Origin of the sequence: Proteiniphilum sp. UBA5384 (genome assembly GCF_002410825.1) — a bacterium.
Taxonomy (GTDB): domain Bacteria; phylum Bacteroidota; class Bacteroidia; order Bacteroidales; family Dysgonomonadaceae; genus Proteiniphilum.
In genome coordinates, this window is the sequence record NZ_DHOS01000010.1 from 182,846 (window position 1) to 200,713 (window position 17,868).

At 44.7% G+C, this 17,868-nt stretch carries 15 protein-coding genes; 13 read left to right on the top strand and 2 right to left on the bottom strand.

The window, feature by feature from the left end; genetic code table 11:
- Positions 1–52: 52 nt before the first annotated feature.
- Positions 53–1,258, top strand: coding sequence for a peptidoglycan DD-metalloendopeptidase family protein (locus tag B4G81_RS03655; RefSeq protein ID WP_294080210.1), 1,206 nt, complete (start codon positions 53–55; stop codon positions 1,256–1,258).
- An 11-nt stretch (positions 1,259–1,269) separates the two neighbouring features.
- Here the strand turns inward: B4G81_RS03655 and B4G81_RS03660 are convergent, their stop codons facing one another.
- Complete coding sequence (locus tag B4G81_RS03660) at positions 1,270–2,265, bottom strand: GNAT family N-acetyltransferase (RefSeq protein WP_294080211.1); 996 nt, start codon at positions 2,263–2,265, stop codon at positions 1,270–1,272.
- 34 nt (positions 2,266–2,299) lie between these two features.
- Complete coding sequence (locus tag B4G81_RS03665; RefSeq protein WP_294080212.1) at positions 2,300–3,121, bottom strand: 1-acyl-sn-glycerol-3-phosphate acyltransferase; 822 nt, start codon at positions 3,119–3,121, stop codon at positions 2,300–2,302.
- Positions 3,122–3,371: 250 nt separating this feature from the next.
- Between B4G81_RS03665 and B4G81_RS03670 the strand changes: the two genes are divergently transcribed.
- From B4G81_RS03670 to ftsA, 12 genes are all read left to right on the top strand, one after another.
- Entirely contained in the window at positions 3,372–3,815 is a 444-nt protein-coding gene (locus B4G81_RS03670) for a division/cell wall cluster transcriptional repressor MraZ (protein WP_294080213.1), read from the top strand.
- 4 nt (positions 3,816–3,819) lie between these two features.
- Entirely contained in the window at positions 3,820–4,746 is a 927-nt protein-coding gene (rsmH, locus tag B4G81_RS03675; RefSeq protein ID WP_294080214.1) for a 16S rRNA (cytosine(1402)-N(4))-methyltransferase RsmH, read from the top strand.
- The gene (locus B4G81_RS03680; RefSeq protein ID WP_294080215.1) at positions 4,743–5,075 is read left to right on the top strand and encodes an FtsL-like putative cell division protein; all 333 of its coding nucleotides are present in this window, start codon (positions 4,743–4,745) and stop codon (positions 5,073–5,075) included. Before rsmH ends, B4G81_RS03680 begins: the two co-directional genes overlap by 4 nt.
- A gap of 70 nt (positions 5,076–5,145) precedes the next feature.
- Positions 5,146–7,344 carry a penicillin-binding protein gene (locus B4G81_RS03685; protein WP_294080216.1) on the top strand — a complete coding sequence of 733 codons (2,199 nt, stop codon included), beginning with the start codon at positions 5,146–5,148 and terminating at the stop codon, positions 7,342–7,344.
- A 128-nt stretch (positions 7,345–7,472) separates the two neighbouring features.
- A complete protein-coding gene (locus B4G81_RS03690; RefSeq protein ID WP_294080217.1) occupies positions 7,473–8,930 on the top strand; it encodes a UDP-N-acetylmuramoyl-L-alanyl-D-glutamate--2,6-diaminopimelate ligase in 1,458 nt (485 codons plus the stop codon).
- Positions 8,931–8,949: 19 nt separating this feature from the next.
- Entirely contained in the window at positions 8,950–10,209 is a 1,260-nt protein-coding gene (mraY, locus tag B4G81_RS03695) for a phospho-N-acetylmuramoyl-pentapeptide-transferase (protein WP_294080218.1), read from the top strand.
- Positions 10,210–10,264: 55 nt separating this feature from the next.
- Positions 10,265–11,605 carry a UDP-N-acetylmuramoyl-L-alanine--D-glutamate ligase gene (gene murD, locus B4G81_RS03700; protein ID WP_414703164.1) on the top strand — a complete coding sequence of 447 codons (1,341 nt, stop codon included), beginning with the start codon at positions 10,265–10,267 and terminating at the stop codon, positions 11,603–11,605.
- Positions 11,606–11,693: 88 nt separating this feature from the next.
- Entirely contained in the window at positions 11,694–13,043 is a 1,350-nt protein-coding gene (locus B4G81_RS03705; protein ID WP_294080222.1) for an FtsW/RodA/SpoVE family cell cycle protein, read from the top strand.
- On the top strand, positions 13,040–14,140 hold the full coding sequence (murG, locus tag B4G81_RS03710; RefSeq protein ID WP_294080224.1) for an undecaprenyldiphospho-muramoylpentapeptide beta-N-acetylglucosaminyltransferase: 1,101 nt from the start codon (positions 13,040–13,042) through the stop codon (positions 14,138–14,140). Before B4G81_RS03705 ends, murG begins: the two co-directional genes overlap by 4 nt.
- 101 nt (positions 14,141–14,241) lie before the next feature.
- Positions 14,242–15,630, top strand: a complete 1,389-nt coding sequence (gene murC, locus B4G81_RS03715) for a UDP-N-acetylmuramate--L-alanine ligase (protein WP_294080226.1) — start codon at positions 14,242–14,244, stop codon at positions 15,628–15,630.
- 69 nt (positions 15,631–15,699) lie between these two features.
- On the top strand, positions 15,700–16,422 hold the full coding sequence (locus B4G81_RS03720) for a cell division protein FtsQ/DivIB (RefSeq protein ID WP_294080228.1): 723 nt from the start codon (positions 15,700–15,702) through the stop codon (positions 16,420–16,422).
- Positions 16,423–16,513: 91 nt separating this feature from the next.
- Complete coding sequence (gene ftsA, locus B4G81_RS03725) at positions 16,514–17,866, top strand: cell division protein FtsA (RefSeq protein WP_294080231.1); 1,353 nt, start codon at positions 16,514–16,516, stop codon at positions 17,864–17,866.
- Positions 17,867–17,868 lie beyond the last annotated feature (2 nt).

The window sequence follows — 17,868 nt, forward strand, 5'->3', positions numbered from 1 at the left end:
TCAGAAGTAACCAGTTATGCATATAGTAAACAGAAGAAAAACAATCCGGTCGATGATCTATTTTTTGCTGATCGTCGCTGTTGTTTCATGTGGATTGAAAAAAGAAGAACAGCAGATTGAACAGGAAGAGCCGACTTGCATGTATGAATATGGAATATGCGTGGATTCCCTCGATGTGACCCGTTACGAGATCGGGAAGGGGCAATATCTTGCGACCATCCTGTCTGATTTGGGTTTTGAACCCAACGAGCGAGAAAAAATCATAGCGGCGGTCTCTTCTATTTATCCTCCTTCGAGGCTGCAGGTCGGAAATTCCTATACGGCAATCACCGACTCCACTTCGGCCGTGAAATATGTCGTTTTTGAAAAGTCAATGACCGATTACGCTATCGTTGATTTATGCGATGACACAATCAGGGTGTATGACTATACAAAACCGGTTATACTGAAGCGGGAATATGCCGAAGGGATTATTACCTCCTCTCTGTGGAATGCGATTATCGGGACAGGAGCGCCCGCCATGCTTGCTCTTGAACTCTCGGACGTCTATGCCTGGCAGATCGATTTCTTTGATGTCAAGGAGGGTGATTCGTTCCAATTGATGTACGACGTGGCTTATATCGATGACAGCACCATGGTGGGGATCTCCTCCATCGAAGGGGCTGTTTTTACCCATCTGGGCAAGCCGTTCCACGCCATCCCGTTTCAGCAAGATTCCATCAAGGAGTTTTTTGATAGGGAGGGAAATAGTTTGCGGAGGGCGTTTTTGAAGGCGCCGCTTGATTTCTTCCGTATCACGTCGAAGTTTTCCAATTCACGTTTTCATCCCATCCTGAAACGGCACCGGCCGCATCATGGCGTAGATTATGCCGCACCAGCGGGTACGCCCGTAAAAACAATAGGCGATGGGGTGGTGATTGAGAAAGGATTCCAGCGGGGTGGAGCGGGAAATTTCCTCAAGGTGAAACATAATGCTACCTACACTACCTCTTACATGCATCTGAGCCGTTTTGCCAAAGGAATTGAGAAAGGGAAGCGAGTGAAGCAGGGAGAAGTGATTGCTTATGTGGGTTCTACCGGTTTGTCTACCGGTCCTCATCTCGATTTCCGGGTACACAAGAATAACCAGCCTGTCAATCCTCTCACCATGGAGTCGCCTCCCTGTTTGCCTGTGAAGCCCGAGTTGGTAGATAGCTTTATGGTTGTGCGGGAGAGGGTGATGATTGAACTGGACAGCTTACGGACAATGGGGCTGTAGCGCGGAAAGTTTCACCTTTTTTTGCCCGAGCTGCCGGCTATTCTTTTCCTGAGCATCATGAGAAACCGTTTACTGGGATTGCTCTTTAAATATGATTCAATATGACGGGCCCGTTTTTCTTCGAGGATTTGCTCTATTTCAATAAGGATACCCGACTCTTCCACATCACCAAATTCATCATTGATGGCGGTACCGAAAAAACGCATTGTGGGCGACAGGCTCATATAGGCATTGATCAAGGGGGGGATATTATAACCGAGGGCGCGCACCTCCTTGTTAAGTATCCTGTAGTCTTCACTGAATTTTTTCCCGGTGAAGAGTTCCTTCATCTGGTTGATGTCTGCCCCTGTTTTAAGCGGATCGATCGGGGTCACTAAATTTTCACTGTCAGGGAAATGTTTATGCAGGAAGTAAAGGATCATATTTCTTGCATGCTTATTGTAGGTGCCATACATGGTCACTTTTCCAAAAAAATACCTGATCTCCGGATCAATCACGGTGAGTGCCCCCAATCCGTCCCAAAGATTATCAAGCGCAAAAATTCCTTTTCTTCCGAGCAACGTCGATTGGTACTCGAGCGAGACAAACGAGCGCCCCAATTCTACCGTGTATGGGAGGTAGTGTGATATGAATTGGTCCGAAAAATTGTAAAGATGGGCTGTGGCAAGCATGGGTTTGTTTTGCGCGTTGAACTCCACATCCGAACCATAGATAAAGCGATAGCCACCCAATATTTCTTCATTTTCGGGATCCCAAACAATCAACTGACGATAGGGAACTTCCATCGTGTCATATTGATCGATATCGGCTTCTAGCCCCGTCCCACCTCCATAATAGCGGAAGGCAATCTCACGCAACCGCCCCACCTCCTTCATCAGGTTAGGCGAGTCGTGTGCGGTAAACACATAAATCTCGTTGTTGGCCTTATTCGTCGCCCTGACCCTCTTTTGTACGGTCAGTTCATTTTTTATCAGATCCTTATCGATGGGATCTATAATCTTCTCCATACTGTTTTCTCTTTTATATTTTAAGCGATCGTCACTATGCCAGTGAATAGACCTCCTCCTTTACATATTGTGCCCATTCGTCCGGCGTTTTAGACTTGTCGAATATTTGCCAGGGAATAGGTTTGCCAAAAGTGATGGTGAATGTATGGCCGCTATTCTTGAACATCTCATCCGGTAAATAAATCAATTCGATGTTGAATTTAAAGCCCAATGCCTTGCGGATATTGGCAAAATTATAAAAGAAATTGGAGTTTCTTCCTGTAAAATGCACGGGAAGAATATCTCTTTTATTTTCAACAGCTTTAATTATGAAGCTTTTCAGCCATTCCGGATCTCTGATTTTCCCGTTCTGTTTTCTGGAACATAATCCGGCGGGAAATGTAATTATCTGGTTATCGGATGCATAGGCTTCATTGATGGCCCTCGCCGAGCCCCTGGCTTGCGACCCGTATTTGTTGATTGGCACAAAAATAGGCTTTAACGGATCAATATAATAAAGTACATCATTCACAAGATATTGAATCTTTCCATGATACTTTTCTCCTAAGAATGACGAAAGACAAATACCGTCGAGCCCGCCTAACGGATGATTCGATGCAAAAATAAATTTTCCTTCATCAGGTATATTCTCCTCTCCTTTAATTTCAAGGGTGAGGGCGAATTCTTTATCCACAAGGGCATGCATAAAAGCTACCCCCTCCAATCCCTGATTCCGCTCCAAAATGCCGTTGATATCATCTTGATGGACGGTCCGTTTGAGCCAATTGATCAGGAATTTTGGAATTTTATTGTAATGTCCGGGCAATTTGTCTCTTAGAATACGCTCAATATCAATTCTAAATGCATCGTGATCCATTGCTTTCTTTCTCCCCTAATTTCTGGCAAATGTACAAAAATAGTGGATAAAAGATCGAAATCATAACCGAAATCATGTGGAAAATATTTTTTTATAAATCAGTAGTAAAAATTCCCCATTTTTTATTTATTATAAATATGTTGATTATGAGCTTATTATAATTAAATAACCAGTTGTTGATAACTTTTTTATAATTTTTTGTGTGGAATTGTGGGGAAAAGTGGATTATTTTGTACTTTTACTGCATTAAATGATACAGTTTCTGGGAAATATGGAAGCCAAGGCTGACACGAAAGGGCGTATTTTTGTGCCGGCTATCTTTCGCAAGTGTTTGCAGAGCGAAGGGGAGGAGTTTCTTGTGCTTCGGAAGGATGTATTTCAGGAATGTCTCGTGCTTTATCCCGGCAGTGTATGGGAGAAGGAGGTCGAGATGCTTCGCAGCAGATTGAATAAATGGAACAGGGAAGAGCAGCAGGTTTTCCGTCAGTTTGTGCTGGATGCCGAAAGGCTTGAAATGGATGCCAATGGACGGGTGCTTATTCCGAAGCGTTATCTTCGCATGGTTTCCATTGAAGGAGATGTCCGTTTTCTTGGGGTGGATGATACCATTGAGATTTGGGCAAAAGAAAAACTGGAAAAACCGTTGGTGGATCCCGACGAATTTTCCTCTAAATTACAGCAATTAATGGCGTGAAAAAATGATTTCACAGGGTGGGCAGGACGAAATGGTGTACCATACGCCGGCGTTGCTTGAAGAAAGCGTTGGCGGGCTGAATATCTGTCCCGGGGGGGTATATGTCGATCTTACTTTTGGAGGAGGAGGGCACTCTCGGGAAATACTGCATAGGTTAGGGAACGAAGGGCGGCTTATCGCTTTCGATCAGGATGAAGACGCAATCGAAAATATTCCCTCCGATCACCGCTTCACTTTTGTACATGGTAATTTTCGCTTCCTGAAGAATTTTCTCCGTTATCACGGTGTGGAGGCGGTAGATGGTATTCTTGCCGATCTGGGTGTGTCGTCACACCATTTCGATGCTTCCGGTCGTGGATTTTCATTTCGTTTTGAAGGGGAATTGGATATGCGGATGAACCGGCATATCTACAGGAGTGCTGCCGATATTCTTAACGAATATGAAGCAGAAAGATTGTCTGACATTTTCTTCCAATATGGTGAATTAAAAAATGCACGACAGATCGCTTCGGCTGTAGTACGATACAGGGAGACAAAAAAAATCCGGGAAACCGGGGACCTGCTGGCAATTTTGGAACCTTTCACCCCCAGGGAAAAGGAGAAAAAACTCCTAGCCCAAGCTTTTCAGGCACTTCGTATTGAAGTGAACGGTGAAATCGGGGCGCTGAAGGAAATGCTCCTTCAGTCCTTACAGGTGTTAAAGCCGGGGGGGCGTTTGTCTGTGATTTCTTATCATTCTCTGGAAGACCGGTTGGTGAAGAATTTTTTCAGGGCAGGCAATTTTGAAGGAGAGGTGGTCAAAGATTTCTATGGAAATGTGGAGACACCCTTCACGCTTATAAACCGAAAGGTGATTGTGCCAACCGATGAGGAGCAACAGCGCAATCCCCGTTCAAGAAGCGCCAAGTTGAGGGTTGTAGAAATAAAATGAAACTAAAGTTCGATAACATACGCAAATCGTTTGTCCGTGTTTTTGGGGGGAGTGTCCTCACCGAGGACTTCTTCCTCAAAAACATGAGATTTATTATTGTTATTGTGTTGGTTATATTTCTCTTTATCAGCCATCGTTATAGTGTGATTCAAAAAATGGCGGAGATAGAGAAACTGGAGCAGGAACTCCGGGATGCAAAATATGAATCACTGACCATCTCTTCGAGCCTTACCGAAGCGAGTAGGCAGGGGGAGATAGAACGGCGTATTGAGGAAGCCGGTTTGGAACTTAAAGTGACAAACGGACCGGTTTATTATATAAATAAATGAATAGAAGGCAAATTTGTGAACTTTGCCATAATGGGAAAACGACTCAATTTATTGAAAAGTCTTACATAAAATGAAAAAACAAAGTCGCAATAACAAACGGGCTATTTTGGGCAAATATGGATTTATCGTTGCCCTGCTGATGTTGTTTGCCGTGATGATCATTTTTTCTGCCGGTAAGATTGTGTTTACTTCCGAAGGAAAAAAATGGCGTGAAGTAGGCGAAAAGGAGACCGTTATCAAGGACCGTGTGATTTTACCCAAGAGAGGAAATATTTATACCTATGACGGTAAGTTGTTGGCTACAACCGAGCCTTTATATAGTATATACATGGATTTCTGGGCGGGTGGAATACAAAAAGATACGCTCACAAAATATGTGGGTGATTTGTCGGCTGCCTTAGCCAAAAAATTCCCCGACAGAACGGCTGCCCAATACAAGAATGTAATCATGAATGGTTGGTCAATGCGAGAAGATGAAGAACGCCGGATGCGGGAGAACCAGGCAAAAGGAATCGATAAAAAAGTTCCGATGCGTTCCCGTTATGTGAGGATATTACGGAATGATATCTCTTATGTCGATTTAAAGGAAATCCGCACTTATCCTTTCTGGAATCAACGTTCCAATCGTAGCGGGTTGATTGCCGAAGAGCGGAACGCACGCAAAAAACCTTTCGGGAATCTGGCCAACCGCACGGTGGGTAGCGTATATAAGGATCTGGACAAGGGAGGTGCCAGCGGTTTGGAGTTAAAATATGATTCGCTCCTCAGGGGGGTGCCCGGTGTGAAATTTCGTCAGAAAATACAGGGACGATGGATGGATGTAGTGGAAAAACCGGCTGAAGAGGGATGGGATATTGTCACTACTATCGATGCAGGAATACAGGATATTACCGAACGTGCCCTTCGGGAGAAGTTGATAGAAACGGAGGCTGAGTCGGGTACAGCCATTATCATGGAGGTGAAAACTGGTGAGATAAAGGGTATTGTGAATCTTGACCGCATGAGTAACGGGAATTATGCCGAGGGTAATCCCAATGCATTTTCCTATATGAATGAACCGGGTTCTACCTTTAAGACTGTGACAGCGATGGTAGCGCTCGACGATGGTGTGATTACGCCCACCGACTCGTTTTATGTGGGAAACGGTCTTTTCCAATATAATAAAAGGTGGGTAAGGGATCATTACTGGCGCAGAGGACAGGATAGGGGTTACCTGACGGTAGAGGAAGGGATCGCTATTTCTTCGAACGTGGTAATGAGTAAGGTCGTACTGAAAGGATATGAAGGTAATCCTAAACAATTTGTGGCGGGAATAGACCGTATCGGGTTGAGAAAACCTCTTACTTGGGATGTGCCACTCAATGGGATAGAGGGTACTTCTTCCATCCGGTTCCCGGATGATAAGACCAATTACTGGTCGAAGACAACACTCCCCTGGATGTCGTTCGGATATGAAACAAAAGTACCACCCATCTATATGTTGATGTTTTATAATGGAATTGCGAACGGTGGGAAAATGATAAAACCCTTTATTGCCAAGCAGTTTATTGATAAGGGTAAGGTGGTAAAGAGAGTGGACGCAGAAGTGGTGAACCCGAAAATGTGTAAGCCTTCCACGTTAGAACAAATACAAAAGATGCTGCTGAAAGTAATAGAGGATGGGACAGCCAAAGTAGTGGCTTCCGACTATTTTACGATTGCCGGAAAGACCGGTACGGCACAAATTGCTTCGGGAGGTAGTTATTCCAGTTATTACGTCTCTTTTTGTGGATATTTCCCGGCAGAGGAGCCTATGTACACCATCTTCGTCGGACTGAGAAAACCCAAGGGGGTTCCTTCCGGAGGAGGAATGGCCGGTATGGTTTTTAAAAACATAGCAGAACAGACCTATCTTAAAGAAGTGCGGCTGAATGTGGATGCGTGTAGAATAGATTCTACACAGCATAAATACCCTACCTTTAAAAATGGGAATTGGGAACATAACCGCTCGCTGTTACGTTCGTTGAACTTTCCTGCTGAAGGTCCGGCAGAAGCAGCCGATTGGGTGAAGATGAAGTACGACAGCACTGCTTATCAGTCTGATCCACTTGTGCTACATAGTGGCCTTATTCCCGATGTGCGGGGGATGGGTGCTCGCGATGCGGTTTATTTGCTGGAAAAATCAGGACTTCGGGTTAACCTGATCGGAGCCGGAAAGGTGGTGTCGCAGTCGCTTTCGCCCGGTCAGAGATTGGTGAAAGGAACTACCGTCACCATTACGATGAGATAGGGCTGATTTACTGATCCCGATGAATCGGGACAACTTCTCCCGGCCTTCCGGAAGTAGAGATGATTCGGTATAATGTGTCAATAAGAATAATGAGACAATGGGAATAAAGGATAAAAAGCCTGGAAGAAATGAATTTAAATAAATTGATTGAAACTTGTGATGTAGTTGTCGTGCGTGGCAACGACGAAGCGGAGGTGACATCCATCACGTCCGATTCGCGTATGGTGACGCCGGGTTCTCTTTTTATTGCGGTAGAAGGAATTTTTACCGATGGACATGCCTATATCAGTAAAGCGATAGAGCAGGGAGCGATTGTGGTGGTGTATGATAAACCGATGATCGAAGAATATTTTTCCCGCGTTACTTATGTGCAGGTAAAACAGAGCGCGTTAGCTCTGGCGCAGATAGCTTCTGCATGGTATGGAAACCCGTCGTCATTGTTGAAACTCGTAGGTGTGACCGGTACGAATGGCAAGACCACTATCGCTACATTATTATATGATACGTTCCGCCATTTGGGTTATCCTTCCGGATTATTATCCACTGTAGCCAATTATGTCGATGGAAAAAGGTACCCCACTACACATACCACGCTTGATCCGATCACACTGAATGATTATCTGCGTAAGATGGTGGATGCCGGCTGTGAATACGCCTTTATGGAGGTCAGTTCACATGCGATTCACCAGAAGCGGGTGTATGGCCTTCGGTTCGCAGGTGGCATTTTTACTAATCTTACCCAGGACCATCTCGATTACCATAAGAATATGCTGGAATACCGCAACGTCAAAAAGTCCTTCTTTGACGACCTTCCGGCTGAAGCATTCGCCCTGACCAATATCGACGATAAAAACGGTTCGCTGATGCTACAGAATACGAAAGCATCACAATATACCTATTCAGTAAGGGGAATGGCCGATTTCAAAGCCCGTATTTTCGAAAAGCATTTCGATGGTACCGATATAGAGATCAATGGGAAAGAACTTACTGTGCAATTCGTGGGTACATTTAACGTATATAATCTTTTGGCTGTGTATGGAACGGGCATATTGCTCGGACTTGGAGGAGAGGAGTTGCTGCGGACACTCTCTCTGTTAAAACCGGTAGCCGGAAGATTTCAAACGCTGCACTCACCGAAAGGATACACCGTAATTGTCGACTATGCACATACACCGGATGCTCTTTCAAATGTACTGACAGCTATTGATGGTGTATTGAACAAGAAAGGTCAGATCATTACTGTAGTAGGTTGTGGGGGTAACCGGGATAAAACCAAACGACCGGTTATGGCGCGTGAGGCTGTGCAACTGAGTGATAGAGTAGTGTTTACATCTGATAATCCCCGTTTTGAGGAACCGGATGAAATCCTCAGGGATATGCTGGAGGGACTTACCGACGAGCAGAAAGGCAGCGCACTGACTATTGTGGATCGTCGTGAAGCAATCAAGACTGCCTGCGCGCTGGCGCAGGCAGGAGATGTGATTCTCATTGCGGGAAAAGGACATGAGGATTATCAGGAAATAAAAGGGGTGAAGCACCATTTTGATGATAAAGAAGAAGTAGAGAGGATCACATCATCACATTAGTAAATTATCACATCAAACAATGTTATATTATCTATTCGAATATTTAGACAAACTTGATTTTCCCGGAGCGGGCATGTTTCAATTCGTAATGTTCCGTTCCGCCATGGCAGCTGTCTTTTCACTGCTGATCGGTATCTTTGCAGGTAAAAAAATTATCCGGGCATTGCAGCGTCGGCAGATAGGGGAGACTATCCGGAATCTCGACTTGGAGGGACAGTACAGTAAACGGGGTACCCCTACAATGGGAGGTGTTATTGTAATCCTCTCAATTCTGGTATCTACACTGCTCTTTGGAAAATTGGAGAATATCTATATTATACTGATGCTCGTCAGCACTGTCTGGTTGGGAATACTGGGTTTTGCCGATGATTATATCAAAGTGTTCAAAAAAGACAAGGAAGGATTGAAAGGGAAATTCAAGGTGGTGGCGCAAGTGGGATTGGGGTTAATTGTCGGATTGACCATTTATTTCAGTCCCGAAATTGTAGTCCGGGAGAATACTGAAATCCGTGTAAATAATGTGATAGAAGAGGTTACTTATCAGAATGAGGATGTAAAAACCACCAGTACCACTATCCCTTTTGTAAAGAACAATAATTTCGACTATAGGTGGTTGGTCAATTGGATGGGCGATTTTGCCGATATAGCGGTTTGGATTGTTTTTGTATTGGTAGTGATTCTTATAGTGACCGCAGTTTCCAATAGTGCCAACCTTACGGACGGGCTGGATGGCCTGGCATCCGGATCCTCGGCTATTATCGGGGTGGCCTTAGGGGTACTGGCTTATGTTTCCGGACGTGTCGACTTTGCTTCCTACCTGAATATCATGTATATCCCGGGTGGAGATGAATTGATGGTGTTTGCTTCTGCCTTCGTGGGAGCCTGTGTGGGTTTTCTCTGGTACAATGCCTATCCGGCACAGGTATTCATGGGGGATACCGGTAGTTTGACAATGGGAGGTATCATCGGTGTTTTTGCCGTATTGATACATAAAGAATTATTGTTGCCGATTTTGTGCGGTGTATTTTTTGTCGAGGCATTATCGGTAATCGCACAAGTGTTTTATTTTAAATTTACAAAGAAAAAATATGGAGCGGGTAAACGCATCTTCAAGATGACACCCCTGCATCATCATTACCAGAAGCCGGGGGATGGAAGTATCGAAGCGCTTATTCAAAAGCCTATCGCGCCATTGGCCGAACCGAAGATTGTAAGCCGCTTCTGGTTGGTAGGGATGATTCTGGTGGTGCTGGCCCTTGCGACTCTCAAAATGAGGTAATGGAGAAAGAGAGTTTTGAATGATGATTAGGCTGGTCAATTAAATGAATGGAATGATGGATGGGAAATTGATAGTGATTCTGGGAGGTGGCGAAAGCGGTGTGGGGGCTGCCATACTCGCACAAAAGAAGGGCTTTGAGGTATTTCTTTCCGACAATGGTACACTGGCGGATGAGCACCGGCAAACGCTTCAAAGTTACCGGATCGATTTTGAAGAGAACGGACATACCGAACTTCGGATATTACGGGCTGACGAAATCATAAAAAGTCCTGGGATTCCTGACAGTATGCCCATCTTGCAGAAGATATCGGCAAAAGGTGTTCCGGTGATATCCGAAATTGAATTTGCCGGGAGGTATACCGATGCGAAGATGATTTGTATTACGGGTAGCAACGGTAAAACTACTACTGCCAGCCTGATCTATCATATCCTGCAATCGGCCGGATTGAATGTGGGACTAGGTGGAAATATCGGTAAAAGTTTCGCACGGCAGGTTGCGGAAGAATCCTATGATTACTATGTGTTGGAACTGAGTAGTTTTCAATTGGAAGGTGTCTATGATTTTAAGGCAGATATAGCGGTATTGCTGAATATTACACCCGACCATCTGGATCGGTACGATCATAACCTGCAATATTATGTGGATGCCAAAATGCGGATTATCCGGAATCAGGAAACGGAGGATGCATTTATCTATTGGATAGATGACCCTCTGGTCACAAAAGAGATAGAAAAGTTAAAGCCGGCAGCCACTTCTTATCCTTTCGGAGAGAAGAAAAAAGATCATGCAGCTGCATATACCGAAAACGGAAAATTGTATATTCAAACAAAAGGAAATATATTCGATATGGAATTGGAGTTACTTGCTTTGGAAGGGATACATAATGTCTATAACTCAATGGCTTCGGGTATTGTAGCTAAGCTGATGGATGTCAGTGATGAGCAACTGCGTGCATCTTTATCTGATTTTAAAGGGGTTCCGCACCGGCTCGAAAAGGTAGCTTCCGTACGTGGAGTACAATATATCAACGATTCAAAAGCGACAAATGTGAATTCTTGCTGGTATGCCTTACAGAGTATGCGTACAAGAACAGTATTGATTCTCGGTGGAACGGATAAAGGAAATGATTATACCGAAATTGAGGAATTGGTACGGAAAAAAGTAAGTACATTGATCTTCCTCGGGAAGGATAACAGTAAATTACATGCATTCTTTGATGGGAAAGTGGATGTGATCCGGGAGGCCGATTCTATGAAGAAAGCTGTAGATATCGCATACCAACTAACCCAAAGGGGAGATACTGTTTTGTTATCGCCCTGCTGCGCGAGCTTCGACCTGTTCAAAAACTACGAGGATCGCGGTGACCAGTTCAGAGAATGTGTGAGACGACTTTAATCATCACTACTTGCCGAAGGTCGTGACAAGTTGTCCCGATTCATCGCGATCAGGAAATAAAAGAGGTATGTTTAACGATAATAATCAAATGGACGATCCAGACCAATTATATGAAGAGGGAGGCGAAACCGAATCGTCGTTAGGTGATTTCGGGCGTAAGATATTCAAGGGAGATAAAGTGATCTGGGCGGTCTTTATCGCTCTATGTGTTATTTCACTGGTGGAGATCTTCAGTGCTACCAGTACCATTGTTTACCGGCAACAGAATATGTGGAGTCCCATCCTGCGGCATGCCGTATTCCTGATAGGGGGTGTAGGTGTGATTTTACTTATCCATAATATCCCGTACCGTTACTTTTCGTCATTGATATTTGTATTGTTTATTGCTGTCATATTATTAGTTCTTACGCCGCTTATAGGTACGAGTGTCAATGGAGCAGACCGGTGGATATCATTTATGGGTATCACCATTCAGCCATCTGAAATAGCTAAAATATCATTGATGGGGACTGTCGCCTTCCTGTTAAGTAAACAGAACGAGGAAAATGAAGCGCTGATGTTTCGCTGGATGATTGGACTGATGGCTATAGTATGTGGAATTATCGCGTTGGATAACCTGTCTACGGCAATGATGCTGTTCGGAATCTGTTTTTTGCTGATGTTTATAGGTAACGTGAAGTTTTTACGGTTGTTGAAAGTTGCGGGAATAGGGGTCGCCGCCATACTATTGTTCGTATTGATGCTGAATGTGATTCCGGCGAACTGGACAGACAGCGGTCCGTTGAACCGTTTGAGTACCTGGCAGAATCGTCTTTCCAATTTCACAACCCATAAAGAATTGTCAGAAGAAGAGTATTTTACTATTACGGATGATAATTATCAGGTGGCGCATGCCAAGATAGCGATTGCCAATGGCAGTGTGGTGGGGGTATTCCCGGGAAACAGCACCGAACGCGACTTTTTACCGCAGGCTTATTCCGATTTCATCTATGCGATTATTATTGAGGAGATGGGGATTCTGGGAGGACTTTTCGTGCTGCTCCTCTATGTGATTATCCTGATCCGGGCGGGGATGATTGCACGTAAAACCGAGAAGCTGTTTCCAAAGTACCTCGTCCTGGGATCGGCATTGATGTTGTCCATACAGGCTTTTGTTAATATGGCAGTGGCCGTTAACCTGATTCCTGTAACCGGTCAACCCCTTCCTCTGATAAGCCGGGGAGGTACTTCTACCCTGATCACCTGCGCTTATTTCGGATTAATTCTGAGCGCCGATCGCTTCGGCATCGGGAAAAAGAAAGTAAAGGAAAACGATGAAACAGAGACCGGTGGAGATGAAGGAAATGACAACGACAATAATTCCCGCAATCTGCTGAAAGAAATAAAGACAGTGGACAAGTTAGAAGATAAGGTTGAATTCGAAATTATTCAGGTATGAAGCGAATCATTATTAGCGGTGGTGGTACGGGAGGGCATATTTTCCCGGCTATCAGTATTGCCAATGCCGTGAAAGAGCGGTGGCCCGACAGCGATATCCTTTTCGTGGGAGCAGAAGACCGGATGGAGATGGAACGTGTGCCGGCGGCAGGATACAACATTATCGGTTTGCCGGTGGCCGGTTTCGACCGTCAACATCTCCTGAAAAATTTTTCGGTGCTGATGAAGCTGCTTAAAAGTATGCGGAAAGCAAAAAAAATCATATCCGACTTCAAACCGGATGTAGCTGTGGGTGTAGGGGGGTATGCCAGTGGCCCTACGTTGAAGGCGGCAGCGGCAAAGAAAGTGCCGACGTTACTCCAGGAACAGAATTCTTATGCCGGTGTGACCAATAAGATGCTGGCGAAGAAAGCCGCCACTATCTGTGTAGCTTATGAAGGGATGGAGAAATTTTTCCCGGAAGGGAAAATTGTGCTGACCGGTAATCCCTGTCGGCAGGATCTGGTGGTTTCGGAAAAAAACCGGCAGGAAGGATACGTCCATTTCGGATTGGATCCGGACAAGAAGACAATATTGATGTTGGGCGGCAGCCTTGGCGCCCGCACACTTAATTATAGTATTACAGGCGCTTTCCCGAAGTTGTCCGAAGCTGATGACCTGCAAGTAATCTGGCAATGTGGAAAGTATTATTATAAGGAGATGCAGCAATTACAGGCAGATGGCGAGATTCCGCCCAACGTACATCTTTTTGATTTTATATCGCGAATGGATTATGCTTATTCCGTGGCTGATTTGATTATTTCCCGTGCGGGTGCCGGGTCTATCTCGGAGTTCAGTTTACTGGGAAAACCGGTTGTATTGGTCCCTTCGCCCAATGTGGCGGAAGACCATCAGACCAGTAACGCGCGGGCATTGGTCGATAAAGGTGCCGCACTGATGATTTCCGATGCCGAAGCACCCGATATTCTCTTTGATAAGGCTATCGCGGTAGTGAGAAACGATGTGGAATTGCGAAGTCTAAGTGAAAATATTACGAAACTGGCGCAGCATGATTCCGCAAAACGGATCGTCGACGAAATCCGGAAGATTATTGAATAAATAGGTACAACCTGTTCCATTCATCGGGATTGTCACATTATTCTCATTGTCATATTTAACTACATTTCGTTCCGTTGAACGTTGTTTGTCACATTGAACAAATGAATTATGATTCGATATATTTTATAGGCATAGGTGGTATCGGTATGAGCAACCTGGCCCGTTATTTCCTCTCCAAAGGAAAGAGGGTGGGAGGGTATGACCGTACTGAATCGGCACTTACCCGGCTGTTGCAGGAAGAGGGAGCATTTATTCATTACGCCGATGATGTTCATTCTATTCCGGCGCTGTTTTTCGATAATGAAAAAACATTGGTGGTGTATACTCCTGCCGTACCTGCTTCACATGCCGAACTTCTCTTTTTCAGGAAGCATGGCTACCGTGTAATAAAGAGAGCGCAATTGCTTGGTGAGATAACTGCCGCAAGCGATGCGGTATGCGTGGCGGGAACGCATGGTAAAACCACCGTCTCGAGCATGATTGCCCATCTGTTGCGGCAGTCTAAGGTGGATTGTAACGCATTCCTCGGCGGAATACTGAAGAACTACCGTACAAACCTGCTGCTTTCTGACAAAAGCAATATCACAGTAGTTGAGGCGGATGAGTATGACCGTTCTTTTCACTGGTTAAAACCTTGGATCGCCGTCATCACTTCAGCCGATCCGGATCACCTCGACATTTATGGTACAGAGGCGGCCTACAGGGAGAGTTTCGAAAAGTTTACCTCGCTCGTCCGGCCCGATGGGTACCTGGTTATCAGGAAAGGGATACCGATAACTCCGCATAGCAGTGAAACGGTGAAAATATGGAATTATGGTGAATCGGAAGGTGATTTCCATGCGGAGAATATCCGTATAGGCAATGGAGAAGTGTTGTTCGACCTGGTGACTCCTTCGGAAGTTATCAAGGATATTTCACCGGGTATTCCCGTGAAAATCAATATTGAAAACAGTGTGGCCGCCGCCGCGGCAGCTTTGTTATGCGGTGCGGCACCCGAAGAGATACGAGAGGGCATACATACTTTTCAGGGGGCGAGCCGGCGATTTGATTTCCATATCAAAACCGACCGGATTGTTTTTATTGATGATTATGCTCACCATCCGGGTGAATTGTCGGCCGCCATTCAATCGATCAGGGCGATTTATCCCGATAAGAAGGTGACGGCCATTTTCCAACCGCATCTATATTCACGTACCCGTGATTTCGCATCGGCGTTTGCCGAAAGTTTGTCGCTGTTGGACGATGTCATATTGCTGGATATTTATCCGGCCAGGGAAGAACCCATCGAGGGAGTATCGTCTCACATCATTTTTGATAAGATAACATCGGCGGAGAAGGTGCTCTGCACGAAGCAGGAATTACCCGGCTTGCTCCGGCAGAAAGAGGTGGAAGTGCTGGTTACTTTCGGTGCCGGAGATATAGATAGGTTGCTTCCGGCGATAGAAGAATTATTGAGGAATAAATACCTGTCGGAGGATAAATCGCTTTGAAGTATTGACATTAATGAATAACTTGATGTACCTTTGCAGGTGATAAATGTGGTAAGGCCGGTGAAAAAAATGCTCATCATACTGGTTGCGGCGGTGGTTATAGGCTACCTGATCTTTTCGGCATCCTATTTCAGGAATATGTCGAGGAACAAGGTATGTGAGAGTTTTGGCGTTGTCATTGCAGATAGTAACCAGTATAAGTTTGTATCCCGGCAGGATATTATGGGCTTGGTGAAACGGTATGATCTTGATCCTGTCGGAAGGAAGTTCAGTGAGATCAACACCCTGTCCATCCGTGATACTATTCTCACCAACAGGCTGGTGGAGTCGGCAGAGGTATTCATTACTCCCGGGGGCTCGGTAGTGGCGACGATTTATCAGCGGAAACCGGTATTAAGGGTTATTTCAGATACAAAGGGTAATTTCTATGTGGATAATGAGCGGCGTATTATGCCCGTATCGGGCAACTTCACTGTCTATGTACCGGTAGCTACCGGCATAATTGATGAGGAGTTTGCTCGGAACGAATTGTATGATTTCGCGCTTTTCCTTAATAACCATTCCGATTGGAATGTCTGGATAGAACAGATCGTAGTACAAAACAACCATGAAGTGATACTGATTCCCCGGGCCGGAGATTTCAGGATTGTTATGGGCGATCTCAATGATTATCAGGCTAAACTGGCCAAGTTTGCCCGATTTGTGGATAAAGGACTTAATGTGGTGGGATGGAACCGATACTCGGTTATCAATTTAAAGTACGATAATCAGGTGGTTTGCACAAAAAAATGATGTTAAATAGCAAACAAAAGGTATCGTCACGATGTTTGTTAAAAAGCAATATAACCAAACATTATTGAATATCATCTTTTGACTGAATAATATGACTCAATCTGGATTTATAGCTGTAATTGATATTGGTACTTCTAAAATAAAAGGAGTCGTGGGGCGTAAGAATGAAAATGGGGTTTTTTCCATTTTAGCAAGTAATTCCATTGATTCCGGAAATTCCATCCGCCGGGGGATGGTGTATAATATCGAACAAGCCGGTGCGAATATACACAAACTGATCATGATGCTTGAGAATAGTCTGGAGCGGAGAATCTGTAAAGTATATGTTTCCTTGTCGGGACAATCATTGCATACGCTGGAGTTTAACCAGATGTTGCATATCTCATCGGGAATGGTTACCGAAGGGGAGATAGGACGGCTACGCAAGTCGGCCGAGAGATTCCAACCCGAACTGAAGCGAAATTACAGTATAGCTGATGTGGAATATTATATTGACGACAAACCGGAACCCAACCCGGTAGGAGTGACAGGCTCGGAGATAGAAGCGGGTTTCAATCTGATCGTTGGACGCCCTAATCTCCTGGTGAATATAGAAAAAAGTATTACGGCCAAAACAGATCTGCAGATTGCGGATTATATAGTAGGGCCGATAGGATCTGCCGCAATTGCATTGAACGATGAAGAGAAGGAATTAGGATGTGCTTTTCTGGATTTCGGTGCGGGTACTACCACGCTGTCGGTTTACAAGGGAGGCATACTTCGTCGGATGGTGGTCATACCCTTCGGAGGGAAAAATCTTACAAAAGATATCTGTGCGTTGAACTTTACCGAGAATGACGCCGAGCAACTCAAGATAAAATTCGGAAAAGCCTTTGAAAGTCAGGATGGACCTATGTTCTTATCTCCTTTTTCCTCAAAACCGGATGTCGATCTTACTGAATTGAATAAAGTGATCGGTATGCGGTTGGATGAGATCACAGCCAATATCAGGGAGCAGATTGTACTGTCGGGTTACGAAGACCAGTTAGGTGCGGGTTTGATTATCACAGGCGGTGCTTCACAATTGAAAAATCTGGACCTTTATCTTACGCAAAAACTGAAGATGCCGGTGAGAAAGGCATCAGCTAAAAAGACCTTTATCAATAATTCTCCGGAACTGATCCATGATCCTGCATTTACACAAGTGCTGGGGATGCTCCTTTTCGGAAAAGACGATTGTGAGATGATAAAACCGGAGACGCATGAGGATGATGATGGCAGAACCGATAAATCATCCGGTTCTTCCGGTTGGTTCTCCGGACGAAATATGAAACCCATGAAAAAAAATAAACCACATAAAGAAGGGAAAAAACCGAAACAAGACAAAGAAGAAGGTGGTGGATTCTTTTCAAAAGTAGAAGGTATGTTTGGGGGACTTTTTGCGGAGGAAGATGACGAAGATTAATA

Excerpts from the sequence above, each read along its gene's own strand:
- B4G81_RS03655 (WP_294080210.1), top strand. The coding sequence starts at position 53 with ATGATCTATTTTTTGCTGATCGTCGCTGTTGTTTCATGTGGATTGAAA.
- B4G81_RS03660 (WP_294080211.1), bottom strand. The coding sequence starts at position 2,265 with ATGGAGAAGATTATAGATCCCATCGATAAGGATCTGATAAAAAATGAA.
- B4G81_RS03665 (WP_294080212.1), bottom strand. The coding sequence starts at position 3,121 with ATGGATCACGATGCATTTAGAATTGATATTGAGCGTATTCTAAGAGAC.
- B4G81_RS03670 (WP_294080213.1), top strand. The coding sequence starts at position 3,372 with ATGATACAGTTTCTGGGAAATATGGAAGCCAAGGCTGACACGAAAGGG.
- rsmH (WP_294080214.1), top strand. The coding sequence starts at position 3,820 with ATGATTTCACAGGGTGGGCAGGACGAAATGGTGTACCATACGCCGGCG.
- B4G81_RS03680 (WP_294080215.1), top strand. The coding sequence starts at position 4,743 with ATGAAACTAAAGTTCGATAACATACGCAAATCGTTTGTCCGTGTTTTT.
- B4G81_RS03685 (WP_294080216.1), top strand. The coding sequence starts at position 5,146 with ATGAAAAAACAAAGTCGCAATAACAAACGGGCTATTTTGGGCAAATAT.
- B4G81_RS03690 (WP_294080217.1), top strand. The coding sequence starts at position 7,473 with ATGAATTTAAATAAATTGATTGAAACTTGTGATGTAGTTGTCGTGCGT.
- mraY (WP_294080218.1), top strand. The coding sequence starts at position 8,950 with ATGTTATATTATCTATTCGAATATTTAGACAAACTTGATTTTCCCGGA.
- murD (WP_414703164.1), top strand. The coding sequence starts at position 10,265 with ATGGATGGGAAATTGATAGTGATTCTGGGAGGTGGCGAAAGCGGTGTG.
- B4G81_RS03705 (WP_294080222.1), top strand. The coding sequence starts at position 11,694 with ATGGACGATCCAGACCAATTATATGAAGAGGGAGGCGAAACCGAATCG.
- murG (WP_294080224.1), top strand. The coding sequence starts at position 13,040 with ATGAAGCGAATCATTATTAGCGGTGGTGGTACGGGAGGGCATATTTTC.
- murC (WP_294080226.1), top strand. The coding sequence starts at position 14,242 with ATGAATTATGATTCGATATATTTTATAGGCATAGGTGGTATCGGTATG.
- B4G81_RS03720 (WP_294080228.1), top strand. The coding sequence starts at position 15,700 with ATGCTCATCATACTGGTTGCGGCGGTGGTTATAGGCTACCTGATCTTT.
- ftsA (WP_294080231.1), top strand. The coding sequence starts at position 16,514 with ATGACTCAATCTGGATTTATAGCTGTAATTGATATTGGTACTTCTAAA.